Source organism: Bradyrhizobium sp., assembly GCF_027451485.1.
GTDB lineage: Bacteria > Pseudomonadota > Alphaproteobacteria > Rhizobiales > Xanthobacteraceae > Bradyrhizobium.
Map to the genome: position 1 here is coordinate 18,571 of NZ_DAIDJE010000104.1, position 15,510 is coordinate 34,080.

The window sequence follows — 15,510 nt, forward strand, 5'->3', positions numbered from 1 at the left end:
GCGTTCCCGCCTATCGGCTCAGCGCCCGGCAGCGTTCCGGCGGCAGCGTCAGCCACACCGGCGTGCCGGGAGGAATCGCGGTCTGCGGCGAGGTGACCGCGCGCAAGCTGGTGCCGTCGGATGTCTCGAGCACATAGTCGCGGTTGGCGCCGAGAAACACCTGCCGCGTCACCGTCGCCTTCACGGTATTGTCGGTCGGGTCCGGCGCGCTCGTCGACAGCTGGATGTCATGCTGGCGGATGGCGACGGCTGCGTCCTGATTGGCCGAGAGCTTTTCGCCCACGACGCGCAAGGTCGCACCGGAAAACGACACGTGGTTTTCATCGCGCGCTTTGCCCTTGATGACGTTGCTCGAGCCGATGAAGCGGGCGACGAACTCCGATTGCGGCCGGTCGTAGATGTCTTCCGGCGTGCCGAGCTGGTCGATCTTTCCGCCATTCATCACCGCGATGAGGTCGGCCGTCGTCATCGCCTCCGACTGGTCGTGGGTGACGTACACGGTTGTATAGCGATATTCGTCGTGCAGTCTGCGGATTTCGAAGCGCATCTCCTCGCGCAGATTGGCGTCGAGGTTGGAGAGCGGCTCATCCAGCAGCAGGGTTTCGGGCTCGACGACGAGTGCGCGGGCCAGCGCGACGCGTTGCTGCTGACCGCCCGACAACTCGCCGGGATAGCGTTCCGCCAGAATTTCGAGCTTGGTGGTTTGCAGGATCAGTTTGAGCTTCTTGGCAATGGTGTCGCGGTCCATCTTTCGCAGGCGCAGCCCGTAGACGATGTTCTCGGCGACCGTCATGTGTGGCCAGAGCGCGTAGCTCTGGAAGATCATCGACATCTTGCGCTGCTCCGGCGGCAGCGTGCGCGCGGCCGACGAGACCAGGCGATCGCCGACGCGGATCTCGCCCGATGTGGGCTCAAGGAAGCCTGCGATCAGCCGCAACGTCGTGGTCTTGCCGCAGCCGGAGGGGCCGAGAAGACAGACCAGCTGTCCGTGATCGATCCGCAAGCTCACATTATCGACGACCGTCAGCGATCCAAACCGCTTGGTGAGGTCACGCAATTCAACCGACGCCAATCGCTCCACTCCCGTTTGTTCTTTTGCGCATTCCGCCGTCACCGGATCGCCGCGTTCGGCGGACCCGTTTGCGACAAGAACAGGCCGGTTACTGGGAATGCGCCCCTGGCTAATTATTTATCGCCAGATCAATACTAAGCACGAATGCGGGGCGGCCGGAAAGCCGCCTTCACCGAGATGTCAGGCCGGGACGTTGCTGCCGAGCCAGTCGACCGCGGCCTCGATGCCGCCTTTGCCATGGGGAATGCCGAGCGCCTTGAGCGCGACCTCGATGACGCCGAGCGTCCCCAGGATCATCGGCGCATTGACGTGGCCCATATGGGCGATGCGAAACGCCTGGCCGGTCAATTCGCCGATGCCGACCCCGAGCACCACGCCGCATTTTTCCTTGGCATAGCGCTGAAGCGCCGCCGGGTTGTGACTGTCGGCCATCAGCACCGTCGTCACCGTGTCGGCGCGTTCGCTCGCCTCCGCGATATTGAAGCCGAGCACCTGCCCCTCCGCCCAGACCGAGACCGCCGCGCGCACCGCTTCTGCCAGCAGGCGGTGGCGCAGGAAGACGTTTTCGAGGCCTTCCTCGTTGATCATGTCGATCGCCTGACGAAGCGCGAACAACAGATGGACCGGGGCGGTGCCGCCATATTTGCGGTAATGCTCGGTGCCTTCGCGCTCGGTCCAGTCCCAATAGGGCGTGCGCAGGTTGGCCCGCCGGTGCGCTTCCTGCGCCCGATCGTTGACGGCGCAAAAGGAAAGGCCGGGCGGCGTCATCAGGCCCTTCTGCGAGCCCGACATCGCGACATCGATGCCCCAGGCGTCCATCTCGAACGGCATGCAGCCGAGCGAGGCCACGGTGTCGACCAGGAACAAAGCGGGGTGAGATGTCGATTTGATCGCCTTGCCGATCGCCTCGATGTCGTTGTAGGCGGCGGAGGCGGTGTCGACCTGAACCGCGAGGATCGCCTTGATCTTGTGGTCCTTGTCCTTGCGCAGACGCTCCTCGACGTCGGCGACACGAATGGCGCGCCGCCAGTCGCCCTTGAGCACTTCGACATCGACGCCCATTGCGGACGCGGCATTGCCCCAGTTGATGGCGAACCGGCCGCTCTCCAGCACGAGGATCTTGTCGCCGCGCGACAGCACATTGGAGAGCACGGCCTCCCACGCGCCATGACCGTTGGCGATATAGATGTAGGATTTGCCTTTGGTCGCGAACAGTTTCGAAAGGTCCCGCAACAGCCCGTCCGACAGTTGCACCATCTCCTCGGAATAGATGTCGAGCGCAGGACGGTGCATCGCCCGCAGAACCTCGTCGGGCATGGTGGTGGGTCCGGGGATCGCCAGGAACTCCCGGCCCGCGCGAACGGCCATTTCTGTGATTCCTTGTCGGTTCGAAGTGTGACAAGGGATGCCGGGGAATGGCGGCAAATTCAAGCGCGGATGGGATGATATTCGGGTGAGGCTGTCATGCAGCACCCGCTATTTCGTCAACGCATTGGCCACCGCGTGCCAGATCTGGTCCTTCAGTTCGGTAGCCGGCGGGCTTGGAATGACATCGACCGGTGCTGTCCTTTTCCGGCACGCCGTGACCAGCCGCAAGATCCACACTTCGCCGTCGGTGTAATAGGGGTCGCCGCCGCCGTTTCGCCCCGTCAGGGTCACGCCGACGCCAGTCACCTGGTATTTGGCGTCGACCATCTGTGCCGTTTCAAGGTCGGAGGCGAGCAGGCTGCGCTCGGCGTCGATATCGGCGGCGATGTGGTGGGTGATCGCACCGGTGTAATGACTGACGCCGACGCCGCGATCGAAGGTGGCGGCGCCGAGCCAAACGGGGCGATTTTCCTGGCCGTGATCGAGCACCTTCCAGAAACGCACATGGTGACGGCGGTCGGCGCTCGCGCCGAACGGCTTTTCGAACGCGAAATCCTCCGGCCTGCCGAGATAGAACAGCGGACTGACCGGGGCTTGGCGATAGGGGCGGTCGAGCAGCACGCTGCCGGCGATCTCGATCGACGATCGCGCGGTCACGGGATCGGCCGGCAACCAGCCGGCCGCCTGCATCGCGCAGAGCACATCGCGCTTGTCGCCGATCAGGCCGACATTGATGGGATCGCCGGGAATGCCTTGCGCGGTGCGCGTTACCATCGGCAGGTCGGCAAGCCGGCGTTGATGTTCATAGTGACTCCACAGCGCCGGCAGCGCCAGATAGGCGAGCGCCGTATAGCTCAGTATGATGCCGATCGCGCCGAGCAGAAAACGCTCGAGCCGCGCATGGGGATGCTGCGGTGGAAGAGGGATTTGGATTTGATGTTCGGACAAGGCGCCTCATGATTGCAATTGCCGCCTCATGGTTCGAGACGCGCGACGTGGCTGCGCTCCTCGCCATGACGGGTGTAATCTATCCTGAGGAACGCTCCTTCGGGAGCGCGTCTCGAAGGATCAGGCCGCGGCCTTAGCGCCGGGTCTCGCGGCAGCCGGCGGCTTCGGCCTCTTCGACCGAGCAGAACCAGCGCGTGCCCTTGCTGATCTTCATTTCGATCCGGGCGTACCATCGGCTGGTCGGCTTGTGATAGATGCACTCGCCGGCGCGGTTGACATTGCCCTTGATGGTGCAATCCGGCGAAGGCGCGACCGGCCCCGACGCCGATGCGAGCAGGATCGCATGCGCGCTTTCCGGCGGCTTGGTGGCGCCGAGGATGGTGGTCTTCTTGTTGCGGATCCGCCAATCCCACGGCGCGATGAACGCGCCCTGCCACATGCCGGCCTTGGCGTCCCGGGCGGTCTTCTCGTCGGCGTCATAATCGTGCGACAGCCGAGCCAGCGCCCAACCGCTTCGTACCAGCCATCTCTGGATGTCTTCGTGGTCCACGTCGCATCGCGCCACCACCCGGCCGCGGCGATCGTGCGCCTGGCCGCCATGGCAGGTCCAGGTCTTGCCGTCGGTATGCTTGATCAGTTCGTCGCGGGCGGCGACGCCGCAGGTCCAGCGCTCGCCCTTGTTGTTGAGGCAGAGTTGATCCACCGACGGCGCGTCGATGCCGCTGAGGCGAATGCGGGTGGTGCCGATCATCACGGTGTCACCCTCGCGCACCTTCGCTTGGCCTGTGATGTCGGTTGCCTGCGCGGCCGCCGGCAGCAAACACGCCATCATCGCGAACAGGATTTTTTGGCGCATGTGAAAGAACCGTTCAAACCCAATGGACAATCGCGAATTGTGGGGCGGATTTGGCTGAAACGCCAGTGGATTTCTGATCGTGTCGAGCGGTGGATGCGCTGGTCCGCTCCGCTAAGCCTTCGCTTGCGTGAGTGCCTTGTGCGCCAGTGACAGACCCATCAGCACAAAGGCTGACGTGACTTCCGGGCCGCCGACGAGAATACGAGTCGGCGTCTTCATCTTGTTCCACTCATACGCCTTGAACGGCCCATGCCGGCCGCCTTCGCCGAGCCGGCGCACGATGCACTGCAAGGCCGGCGCGAAAGCCGCGGTCTCTGCCTTCAGATGCCCCAATGCGATCAGCGCCAGCGCCGCATCGAACGGGTTCATCTCGTGGGCGATGAGTTCATCCTGCACATAGGCCAGCACCCGCTCTCGGATAAAATCAAAAGCTCCATCGGGATCGATCGTCCGCCGCGCATCCCCAGTCAGCGCCATGAAGGCGGCGTAGCAGCGGCCGAAATAGGCAGCGTAGAGTTCGGGCAGGTAGTAGATGTGGGAGCGCGGCTCGGCGAAGGCGCCGCTAGCGGCGAGGTTGCGCTGGAACTTGACGATGCCACGCACGAGATCGAGCCGCTGGGGCGTTTCCAGGATTTTCCAGCGGGCGAGGTTACGAAAGCTCACCTCGAGGACATCGAGGTTGAGCGTCGGATCGAGGTCGTTGCCGTAGGGGCGATCGCCGTTGATATTGTCGATCCAGGTGACGATCGCGCCATCATAGTCGATATGGTCGTTGATCGCGACCGTGACCTTGGGAGCGTTCGATCCGGCCTTGACCTGATAACCGGCATAGAAATCGGGGAGTGGCTGGTCAAGCATCGGATCATGGGAGCCGGCCTGCAAGGCGGCGGAAAACGAACAGGCCGTGGTGTCGCAATCCGGCACGTAGAGGCCGAAGCCGAGCGTCTGCTTGATCTGGGCAAAGAAGCGGGAAAATCGCGGATGCGGGGCCGGCGCGATCGCGGTGACGACATCGAAGCTGCGGCCGTCGGCGCCGCGTACCTGCTCGCGGCTTGGGCCGAGGCAAAACTCGGCCATGGCTGATATCGTGCGCCGCGCGGCCGCGTTTTCTTCCCTCGAGGCGAGTCCGCTTTCGAGAAAGCTCAAGAGCGCCTCGATGTAGAACGCATCGTAATAGGCCGAGCGATGCCGGATCTGCATCGGCTGCCACATCGGCTCGGCGATACCTTTCCAGGGCGGGTTGATCAGTTCGCGCACCGGCGAGCGCGCGATGAAGACGCGTGCCAGGTTGAACAGCAGCGTCGAATTCTTGTAGCCGCGCGCGTCAAGCCCGGTCAGCGCCATCAGGAAGTCGCGGCCGCGCATGTCGGGATCGCCGATCAGGTTGAAGGCGGCGTAGGCCGGGATGAAAGCGTTCTTTCGGTACGAGCGCAGCAAATGCGCGCCGCAGGCGCGGATCGCGTGTTCGATCTCCGAAATCTTTGTCGGCGCGACGTCCGATGGGGCGGAGGGTGGTCTCGGATGGTGCAGCTTGATCGTGTCGAGCAAGCGGGCGACCGGCTGACCGATGGCGGCCCAGTCCGGCGTCTCGTCGTCGCGCGCCCGGACCAGCGCCTGGCGGAGCGCCTCAAGGTTCGAGTTGTCCTTCAACTCGGCGAGGCCGCTGCGGCGGAGCAGCGGCCGCAAGGCGGGATTGGCGAGCGCGGTCCGGTAGAACCTGGCGAGGTGGGCGTCGCCGCCGCCTTCCTTGAGCAAGATCGGATCGCAGACGTCATAGAGCGATGGGCCATATTTTGGGGCGGTCAGCGCGCGGCAGGCGGCCCCGGCCATGTCATGAAACGTCATGGAATTTTCTCTCCGCGCGGCCTGACGCCGCACGCCCCATCGATGTCCGCGTGAAGGCGTTATCGATTCGGGGGCTCCCCAGACCTACCAGTGCGCCGAGCATTGCCACGAAAGATGCAGCGATTTCAAGCCAATGCGCCTTGGCGCGCTGCCAGTAAGGCCGCTCCTGTTGCGATATTAGGGGGGAACTCGGGAACCCGGTCGTCTCAAATTAACGGACAAATAAGGTTGCGGGCAGGTTACCGGACGGGTTAAGCCTTTGTTTGTTGCGGCGCCGCAAATTAAGCACAATTCAACAGCAAACGGCCCCCATCCCAAAAACCAGGCACGTATCCGGCGCGACCAAACCAGCGCGCCAATGGTGAGCATGATCGGGAAAATTGGAAGCCGGTTTTCCTCGCGACAAACCCGAAAGCATTGCGCGGAGATCAAGCTCCAAGAGATTTATGTGATTGCGGAGTCAGACCTGTAATGAAGCTTTTCGGCCCGTTCTTCCGACTTGGCACTTCCCGTCGCCTGCTCGCCGTCGCGGCTGCGCTCGTCGGCATGGTCTCGCTGGGCATCGGGGCGCATGCCGCGCTGAACAAGCGAACCGCGGAGCCCGTCAAGGTGGCAGCCAGCGACCAGGCGGAGAGCACTGCCAAGCCATCGACCCGGATCGCACTCGTCATCGGCAACGGTCATTATCCCGACGCCAATGCGCCCCTGACGCAACCGATCAACGATGCCCATGCCTTGACTTCGGCGCTCCGTCACGAGGGCTTTGACGTCGATGCCCTTGAAGACGCGACCCATGACGACATGGTCCGCGCGGTGGCGCGGCTGAAGTCGAAGGTTCGCGCCGACTCGGTGGTGATGCTGTTCTTCGGTGGCTACGGCATCCAGGTCGGCCGCGAAAGCTACATGATCCCGGTGGATGCGACGATCTGGAAGGAAGCCGACGTGCGGCGCGATGGCGTCAGCGTCGAGGCCGTGCTCGACGCGGCCAAGGAATATGGCGCCTCGGCCAAGGTCGTGGTGCTCGATGCCTCGCGCCGTAACCCCTACGAGCGCCGCTTCCGCGCGTTCTCCCATGGTCTCGCGCCGATCAGCCTGCCTGACAATTCGCTGCTGCTGACGTCGGCATCGCCCGGTAGGGTTGCTGACGACTCCACCGGTCTCAATTCCGTGCTGGTGACCGAACTGCTCAATCACATCGACACCAAGCGTGCCGATCAGCCGCAGGCCGCGGAGGCGATCTTCGACCAGACCCGCGTCGCGATCTCGCGTGCATCGGATGGCGCCCAGGTGCCGGCCGTCTCATCGACGCTGCTGGAAGAGGTCAGCCTCAACGTGGGGCACTGAGACCGATCTTGTCGTCCCCGCAAAGGCGGGGACCCCTACGCCTTGCAGTTGGGCGTCGCGGCCAGAATCATCCCGTCATCAGTTGAGCCGGCGGTTATGGTCCGGTGCGATTGGTGGAGCATGCCCAACTGCCGCTACCGCGCCTCGGCGCTCTCCATCACCGGCCGCACCAGATCCCCTTCGCGCAACAGGGCGCCGGCCCGTGCGACCACGACATCGCCCTCGGTCAGGCCCTCGCGGATTTCGATCTCGCCGCCCGACGTCAGTCCCACTTCCACACGCTTGGTTTCGATCCGCGCCCGCCGCACCACCTGCACCACGGTGCCGGCGGTGCCATAGAGCACGGCGGTGAGCGGCACCGAGACGCCGCAGCTCTTGCCGGTCGTGATCATTGCGCGGCCGGAACCGTTGACGAACAGCTTGCGGTTGGTGGTGACGCCGACGAAGACCTGGCCGAGCTGGCTGTTGGGCTCGACGGTCGCGGCGATGCGGCGCACCTTGCCTTCCACCTCGCCGCCGCCGACCAGGCGCACGCGCGCCGGCTGGTTCACGGCGACCTTCGGCAAATCCTCCGTCGACACCATCGCCACCAGGTCGAACTCGCTGCGTGCAATCACGGAGAACAACGCCTCGCCCCGCGGCGAGGCGACGGCGCCAAGGGTGGCGGTCGAGCTCAGGACAAGTCCGCCAACCGGCGATAGCACAGCGATCGAGCCGCCTTCGGGCAAAGCGAGCCGGGCGAGCACCTGGCCGGCGGTGACGGTGTCGCCGGGCTCGGCCATGACTTCCGAAACCTTCAGCCCGGGCCGCTCGGGGCGGACAAAAGTCTCCTCGCGCGGAATCAGGGTGCCGAACGCCTCGACTACGTTGGGGAAGCAGGATTTCGCAGCTTTGAGCACCGAGACGGCGGCGCCTTGCGGCCCTTCCTTCGCGGCGAGATCATCGGCGGCGAGGGCGGGGGATGTCGAGACGAGGGCAAGCGAAAACGAAACCGCCACAGCATATTGCATCAGCTTTTTGGAAAAGTGCGCGGCGGCAGGGCTCATGGCAAGTCCGAAAGACATTCGCTGACCGCTTATCGTTATCAGTATGATGCTATCACGGCTACCGCAGCTTTGCTTTCCCAATACGGCTCGGAAGCCGACGCCTCGGCCAACTCTGCCTCGTGCTGCCAACGCGTGACCGCCCCGACCATTGGACGGCCTACCGGCCGAACAACTGGCGCATGATGTCGTTCATCGGCCGGCTGTTCTGGTCCGGCTTGGCCGGGTCATTCTGGTCCGGCGCCGACGGATTGTTCGGAGTGCCGTTGCGCCCCTCGCTGGCTTTCAGCCCCTGCTCGATCAGGTTGCCGATGGCCGCGCCGAGACTGTCGAGGCTATTGTCGCCGGCTGTGTTGTCGCTGCCCGGTTCGCCCGGTGCGAACAGGCCCTTGCCCAACTGCTTGAGCCTGGCATAGGCCGCATCCGGATCGTCGAGAATGCCGCTGATGTCGGGATAGATGCGAGGGTTCGTCCACGGCCCATCGACGACGACGGGAATGCCGAACGCCACCTGATCCGATTTGCGGCCCTGCCCTTCGGTGGTCATCGCCAGCTTCGGCTCGACATGCAACGCCAGCGTTTGCGCGCCGAGATCGACCGTCCCGCCGCCGGTCACCTTCACCAGGGGACCGATCAGGTTGATGTCGGCCGTTTTCCCCTGACCTTTGTCGATGCGGAACGATGCCGAAAGCTGGCTCAGGTCGGTGATCTTACCCTGACCTTCCTGCCAGCCCGACAGCGTGCCCGAGGTCAGCGAACGGATCATCTGCGCGACATTCAGCCCGCGGATGGCGCCGTCGCTGAAATTGGCGATTACCGTGCCGGAAAGATTCGACATCAGCGCCTGCTGGCTTTGGCCCTGGGAACGAACGTCGATTGTCGCTTGCAGCTTGCCGTCGAGCTTGTCGAAGCCGGCCGTACTGCTCAAGAGCGGAAGCGCGCGAACGCCGTCAAGATCGCCGCGGATCGTATAGACCGGCATATCGGGCGAGACGTCGATCTCGACGGTGCCATTCGCCTTGCCGCCATAGGCGCCGACATTCGACAGCCTGCCGTTGAGCTTGCCGCTTTGGAGCGAAGCCTCGATCGCCGCGGGTGCAAAGTGCGCACTGCCGATGTTGAACTCGTCTGCCGACAGACGCAGCTGGCCATCGACGTAGTTGAGCCCGATCAGTTCAAAGCGATCGTTGCTCCAGGCAGCCGAAGCGTCGTCTGGCTTGGCCTGCGCTGCGGTGGCCGCGATAGCGAGGCGGCGGCAATCGAGGTCGAGTTTGAGAAGCGGCTTGTCGGCGAAATCGACCAAGGCCCAGCCGTCGAAAGTGCCGGTGCCGATCGCCCCGGAGAGATTGTTGATGCGGAGCGTGCTGCCGCTGATGCGGACCTCGGCCTTGCCCGACACGGGCGCCTGCAGCAGGTCCGGCGCATCGAGCGAGAGCTGTACCGGGATGGCCTGTCCTGGCTGCGAGGAGTCGGGCAGCGGGGAAGTGAGATTGAATGTCAGCGGATGGCTGCCGGCGCGTGCGTTGCCGTCAAGGCTAAGATGGCGGTCCGCGCCGACGGCGGCGCGAACGCTGATGCCCGCGATGTGATCTTCTACGTGATCATGGGTATTGAAAAGCGTGACGGTGGCGTCCGACACGGTGATGCGCCTGATGGTCGCATCGCGCGCATTGGCCGTGCCGGAGGCGGGCGCGGGCGTGGCGGTCGCTTTTGCAACCGGCCGCCGTTCTCGGTGCAGCGGAATGCGGACGGCCGGGCGATTGATCACAAGCTCAGTGATATCAGGCCGGCCCGACCACAGGCCGGCAACCGTCATGTCGGCCCGGATGCTGCCAATCGTCAGCCGGTTGCCGGTGTCTCCATCCGTTGGCACCTGCAAGGTCACCTCGCTCATGGTGATGCTGGGCGACGGCCACAGGGCGATCCTGGTCGCCCCCTTGATTGCCAGGCGGTAGCCGGTTTCGTGCTCGACCCGCCGCTCGATGGTGGAGGCCAAAAAGCCGGCGGGTATTCCGATGGTCAGGAGCAATGCCGCCACAACGACAATGCCCACAACAACGCCGCCTGCGATTCTCAAGGCTTTCATGTCGGTCTTCCGGATCATCCACAGCCAGAACTTGGGGCCGCGCAGCCTGTTTCCCAAGCCCACCTGGAACAGGAATGCGCTTCAAAGCCGCCAAAATAAATGCCGGCCGCGGCCGGATATGTGGCTTGTAACACAGTCCGGTCTCACGGCGCCGCCGCGCGAACGAGCAGCCGGGCTTCGTCGGCTCACTCGGCTGCCGGCGAATGGACAACGGCGTGCGGCTTGCGATCTCCGGCCGGCGTGGGGCCGTGGTCGCCGTCGAGACGGTCGCCCGACGTGATCAGCCTGCTGGCGAAGCGCCAGATCAGCTTGCCGACATCGTCCATCACCATGAACATGGCCGGCACGAAGACCAGCGACAGGATGGTCGAAAAGATCAGGCCGCCGATCACGGCAAGCGCCATTGGCGAGCGGAACTCGCCGCCGGCGCCGAATGCCAGCGCGGACGGGATCATGCCGGCGGCCATCGCGATCGTGGTCATCACGATCGGCCGGGCGCGCTTCATGCCGGCATCGATGATGGCGTCTTCCCGCGCCTTGCCCTCGCGAACGGATTCCACCGCGAATTCCACCAGCATGATCGCATTCTTGGTGACAATGCCCATCAGCATCATGATGCCGATCCAGACCGGCGTCGTGAGCTGCTTGCCGGTAATGAGCAGCGCGGCGATCGCGCCGCCGATCGAAAGCGGCAGCGAGAACAGGATCGTGATCGGTTGCAGGAACGTGCCGAACAGCAGCACCAGCACCGCGTAGACCATCATCAGGCCGGCGGTGATGGCGGAGGCAAAGTTCTCGGACAGTTCCTTGAGGCTTTCGGCATCGCCGGAGGGGCTGACCTTCACCCCCTTTGGCAGGGTCTTCATGACCGGCAGCTCGTAGATCCTCTTGGTCGCAGTTCCGAGCGCCGCCGTGCCGACCAGATCGGCTGCGACCGTGGCCTGCCGTTCGCGGTCGTAACGGTTGATGCTGGTCGGCCCCTGGCCCAGTTTGACGTCGGCGACCACCGACAGCGGCACACCGCCGTGTCCGCCGCCGATCGGCACCCGCAACTGCTCCAGCGTCTGCAAGTCGCCGCGCGCCGCATCCTCAAGCTGGACGCGGATCGGCACCTGGCGGTCGCCGGCGTCGAACTTGGCAAGCGCCGGACCGACATCGCCAATGGTGGCGACGCGAATGGTCTCCGATAGGCTCTCGGTGGAGACGCCGAGCCGGGCGGCAAGATCGGCGCGCGGCCGGATACGCAGCTCGGGCCGATCGAGCGCCGTTTCGGAGATGACGTTCGCGATCAGCGGAATCCGTTTCATCTGGTTGGCGAGCTCGCTCGCCACGTTGTTGACGATGTTGCTCTCGGCGCCGGTGACGACGAGCGAGACCGCGCGCAAGCCGTTTTCGTCGAGGAACCAGAAGCGGATATCGGGAACGCTTTCAAGCTCCCTGCCGATCGACAGCTCGAGCTCGCGCTGGGTGATCTTGCGTTCGGTCTTGGGCGTGTAGTTGATGATCAACGCTGCGCGGCGGACTTCGAACGTGCCGGGCGGAATCCGGCCACCATCGACGAACACGCTTCGTACTTCCGGGCGCTTGCGCAAGCGCGACACGATCTGCTCGGTGACCTTCTCGGTATAGGCAAGTTGCGAGCCGGGTGGCAGCTCGATCGCGAGCAGCGAGCGCGCGGTGTCCTGCGCCGGAAGGAAGCCCTGCGGCAACAGCGTGATGCTCCAGATCGAGGCGGCAAAAATTCCAAATCCGATCAGCACCGTGATGAAGTAGTGCTTTACCGACCAAGTCACGAGCTTCGTATAAGTCTGGAGCACCCGGCCGGGCGGCGGAATCTCGTGCGGATGGTCCTTGAGGAAATAGGCGGCCAATACCGGCGTTACGAAGCGAGCAGCGAGCAGGGAGAAGAACACCTGCACCGAAACCGTGATGCCGAATTGCTTGAAAAATTGTCCGGCGATACCAGACATGAAACTGGCGGGCGCAAATATCGCGATGATGGTGAGCGAGATCGCAATCACGGCAAGGCCGATCTCGTCGGCGGCCTCGAGCGCCGCGCGATAGGGCGATTTGCCCATCCGCATGTGCCGCACGATGTTCTCGATCTCGACGATGGCGTCATCGACAAGAATGCCGGTCGAGAGCGTGATGGCGAGGAAGCTGACGAGGTTGAGGGAAAAGCCGAGAATATCCATCGCCCAGAAAGCCGGGAAGATCGACAGCGGCAGCGAAATCGCGGCGATGATGGTGGCGCGGATGTCGCGCAGGAACAAAAGCACGATGACGACGGCCAGGATCGCGCCCTCGAACAGGGTCGAGATGGCCGCCTCGTAATTGCCCTTGGTGTATCGGACCGACGTGTCGATCAGCTTGAGATCGACTTCGGGGTGGGCGATTTTAAGCTCATCGATGCGCTTCTGCACGGCGGCCGCGACCACGACGTCGCTGGCGCCTTTGGAGCGCTTGATGCCGAGCGCTACCACCGGCTCGCCGTTGAACCGCGCAAACGTCCGCCGGTCCGCGATGGTGTCGGTCACCGTCCCAAGATCGTCGAGGCGGACTTCGCCGCCGCCCGGCAGGCTGATCATGGTTCCGGCGAGTTCATTGAGCGTCTTTGCGCCGGCGAGCGTGCGGATCGCCTGATCATTTTTTCCGATCTCGGCCCGGCCACCGGCGAGATCGACGTTGGTGCCGCGCAGGCGGCGGGAGACATCGACCGCGGTCAGGCCTGCGGCCTGCAAGCGATCGGGATCGAGCGAGACGAGAATCTCGCGCTCGACACCGCCGATGCGCTCGACCTGGGCGACGTTGCGCACGCCCTGCAGTGCGCGTTTGACCACGTCGTCAACGAAGTAGGACAGTTGCTCCGGCGTCTTGCCGGGGGAAATCGCGGCGTAAGTGACGATTGGCAACCCGATGACATCGACGCGCTGGATCAGCGGCTCATTGACGTTCTGAGGCAGGTTGGCGCGCACGCGCGTCACCGCATCCTTGACATCGTTGAGCGCGCGGTCGGTGTTGGTTTCCAGCGCGAACTGGATCGTCGTCACCGACAGGCCGTCGGTGATCGACGACGAGATGTGCCGTACGCCCTCGACGCCCGAGACGCCGTCTTCAATCGTCTTGGTGACCTGGGCTTCAAGTTCGGCAGGGGCGGCCCCGAACTGCGACACAGTAACCGAAATCACCGGGATATCGGCGCTCGGCAGCCGGGTCACCGCCAGTTTGGTGAAGCTGACCCAGCCCAACACCAGGAGAATGATCGAAAACACGGCAGAAGGCAGCGGGTGGCGGATCGACCATGCCGAGATATTGAGAGCCATCAGCGTACCTGCGTCCGGTCGTGGGCGTCGGAGAACACCGTCTTGATCTGGTCGCCATCATGCAGCGACGAGCCGGCGTCGGCCACGACGATTTCACCGACCTCGAGGCCTTCGAGGATTTCGATCGAGGTAGCGGAGACGAGGCCTACCTTTACCTTTCGTGTTTCGATGGTGTTGCCTTTAACCACCTGAACCGTCAGGTGGTCGATGGCGGTTCGTGGAACTGCGACGCCGCAGCTGCGCTTGGCATCGATGCTCGCCTTCGCAAACATGCCGATCTTGATATCGGAACTGCCGTTGAGCGTGATCCGGACATGGCCGAGCTGGGTGTTGCGGTCGATTTTTGGCAATACCAGGCGGATGCGGCCGACAATTTCCGGGCCGTTGTCGCGGGTGATCCGGGCCGTCGCGCCGGGATTGAGTTTTGCCATTTGAACCGCTGGTACCTCGGCATCGAGGTCGATCTCGTTGTTGACGGCAATGCGGAACATCGGTCCGGCCTGCGGCGAGGCGGGCGCACCGGCCATGGTGTTGACCTGGGTGACGAGGCCGGCGGCGGGCGCGCGCAGCGAAATCGGGCTGCGATTCGTCCCCAGCGGCGCGGTAAGGCGCGCCAACTCCTGGTTATCGGCCACGGTCTCGCCTTCGCGGACGAACACCTCCACGACCCTCGACCCCTCCTGTTCGACTCCGGCCACGGCCTCGCGGCGCGGCACCACAAATCCAGTCACCCGCACCAGGTCCGAAAAGCAGGCGTTGGCTGATCTGGTGACGACGACCAGCGCGTTGCCGGCCGACGCCTTGGGTTCGCCATGCCGGCGATGCTCGAACCAGTACCAGCCGGCCGCGAGAAACGTGAAAAATAAAACCGCCAGCGCAGGCTTGACGTACTTGGAAGGGTTCATTGCCGGGCTCGGCGCTCCTTGGTCGGGCGGACAAACGTCAACTCACTTCGAGGCGGTGGTCTTGTTTTCCGTGTTGACGACTTGCACCCGGCGGTTCACCTCGGACAGCGGATGCGCGGGATCCTTCAATTTGGTCTTGCCATAGCCGACGGTGATGAGATCGGCGGCCGGGATGCCGGAGGTCTCGACCAGGTAGTGCTTGATCGAGTCTGCCCGGCGTTCCGAAAGGTTCAGATTGTATTCCTCGCCGCCGGCGGCGTCGGTGTGACCGGCAACGATGAAGATCGACCCCTTCAGCTCGGGATTGGCGAGCGCCCGCCCCAGCGCCTGCACCGAGCGCAGTGACCTCGCGCTGATCCGGTCGGAATTGTAGTCGAAATTGATCTCCAGATCGATGTTTGGCTTGCTTTTCACGATCGCGGCGATCTGCTCACGTTCCTCCATCGACAGCGAGCGCGTCGACCGATTACGCAGCGATTGCATCAGCTTGCCTTCGGCCTCGGAAGCCGGATCACTCTGTGCCGGAGGGACCATCGAGAGGCTGCGGGTGAGCGGCTTTTTCTGCGGCGTCAGGGCCTTGAGGACCTGGTCTTCGGTGACGTCCTCGGCGTTGGCGGCGCCGAGAGAGAGTGCGGCGCCAATGGCGAGGAGCGAAACAGCAGCAACAAAGACAATCTTTGCGGGATGCCTCGACATCGCCGATCCTCCTTAGGGCGCGTT

At 64.0% G+C, this 15,510-nt stretch carries 11 protein-coding genes; 1 reads left to right on the plus strand and 10 read right to left on the minus strand.

All coding sequences use genetic code 11. From position 1 onward, the window contains the following. Positions 1-10: 10 nt before the first annotated feature. The 5 genes from NEZ08_RS13920 to NEZ08_RS13940 all read right to left on the minus strand — a co-directional run bounded on the left by NEZ08_RS13920 (position 11) and on the right by NEZ08_RS13940 (position 6,089). Positions 11-1,072 (minus strand): ABC transporter ATP-binding protein, encoded by a 1,062-nt coding sequence (locus tag NEZ08_RS13920; protein WP_298107659.1) that lies wholly within the window; start codon positions 1,070-1,072, stop codon positions 11-13. A 180-nt stretch (positions 1,073-1,252) separates the two neighbouring features. Continuing rightward, entirely contained in the window at positions 1,253-2,440 is a 1,188-nt protein-coding gene (locus tag NEZ08_RS13925) for an aminotransferase class V-fold PLP-dependent enzyme (protein WP_298107662.1), read from the minus strand. A gap of 108 nt (positions 2,441-2,548) precedes the next feature. Continuing rightward, a complete protein-coding gene (locus NEZ08_RS13930; RefSeq protein WP_298107721.1) occupies positions 2,549-3,322 on the minus strand; it encodes an LssY C-terminal domain-containing protein in 774 nt (257 codons plus the stop codon). Positions 3,323-3,521: 199 nt separating this feature from the next. Then, positions 3,522-4,244, minus strand: a complete 723-nt coding sequence (locus NEZ08_RS13935) for a thermonuclease family protein (RefSeq protein WP_298107663.1) — start codon at positions 4,242-4,244, stop codon at positions 3,522-3,524. 111 nt (positions 4,245-4,355) lie between these two features. Further along, entirely contained in the window at positions 4,356-6,089 is a 1,734-nt protein-coding gene (locus tag NEZ08_RS13940) for a hypothetical protein (protein WP_298107665.1), read from the minus strand. 471 nt (positions 6,090-6,560) lie between these two features. Between NEZ08_RS13940 and NEZ08_RS13945 the strand changes: the two genes are divergently transcribed. Further along, the gene (locus NEZ08_RS13945) at positions 6,561-7,433 is read left to right on the plus strand and encodes a caspase family protein (protein ID WP_298107666.1); all 873 of its coding nucleotides are present in this window, start codon (positions 6,561-6,563) and stop codon (positions 7,431-7,433) included. 134 nt (positions 7,434-7,567) lie between these two features. On the opposite strand, the gene NEZ08_RS13950 is transcribed toward NEZ08_RS13945, so the two are convergent. From NEZ08_RS13950 to NEZ08_RS13970, 5 genes are all read right to left on the minus strand, one after another. After that, positions 7,568-8,443 carry an HlyD family efflux transporter periplasmic adaptor subunit gene (locus NEZ08_RS13950; protein WP_298107723.1) on the minus strand — a complete coding sequence of 292 codons (876 nt, stop codon included), beginning with the start codon at positions 8,441-8,443 and terminating at the stop codon, positions 7,568-7,570. A gap of 193 nt (positions 8,444-8,636) precedes the next feature. Continuing rightward, positions 8,637-10,562, minus strand: coding sequence for an AsmA family protein (locus tag NEZ08_RS13955; protein ID WP_298107668.1), 1,926 nt, complete (start codon positions 10,560-10,562; stop codon positions 8,637-8,639). Between the two features lie 185 nt (positions 10,563-10,747). Further along, positions 10,748-13,885: an efflux RND transporter permease subunit gene (locus tag NEZ08_RS13960; RefSeq protein ID WP_298107670.1), complete on the minus strand. Its 3,138-nt coding sequence runs from the start codon at positions 13,883-13,885 to the stop codon at positions 10,748-10,750. Further along, the gene (locus NEZ08_RS13965; RefSeq protein ID WP_298107672.1) at positions 13,885-14,790 is read right to left on the minus strand and encodes an efflux RND transporter periplasmic adaptor subunit; all 906 of its coding nucleotides are present in this window, start codon (positions 14,788-14,790) and stop codon (positions 13,885-13,887) included. Before NEZ08_RS13965 ends, NEZ08_RS13960 begins: the two co-directional genes overlap by 1 nt. Positions 14,791-14,832: 42 nt before the next feature. Further along, positions 14,833-15,486, minus strand: a complete 654-nt coding sequence (locus NEZ08_RS13970) for an OmpA family protein (protein ID WP_298107675.1) — start codon at positions 15,484-15,486, stop codon at positions 14,833-14,835. Positions 15,487-15,510 lie beyond the last annotated feature (24 nt).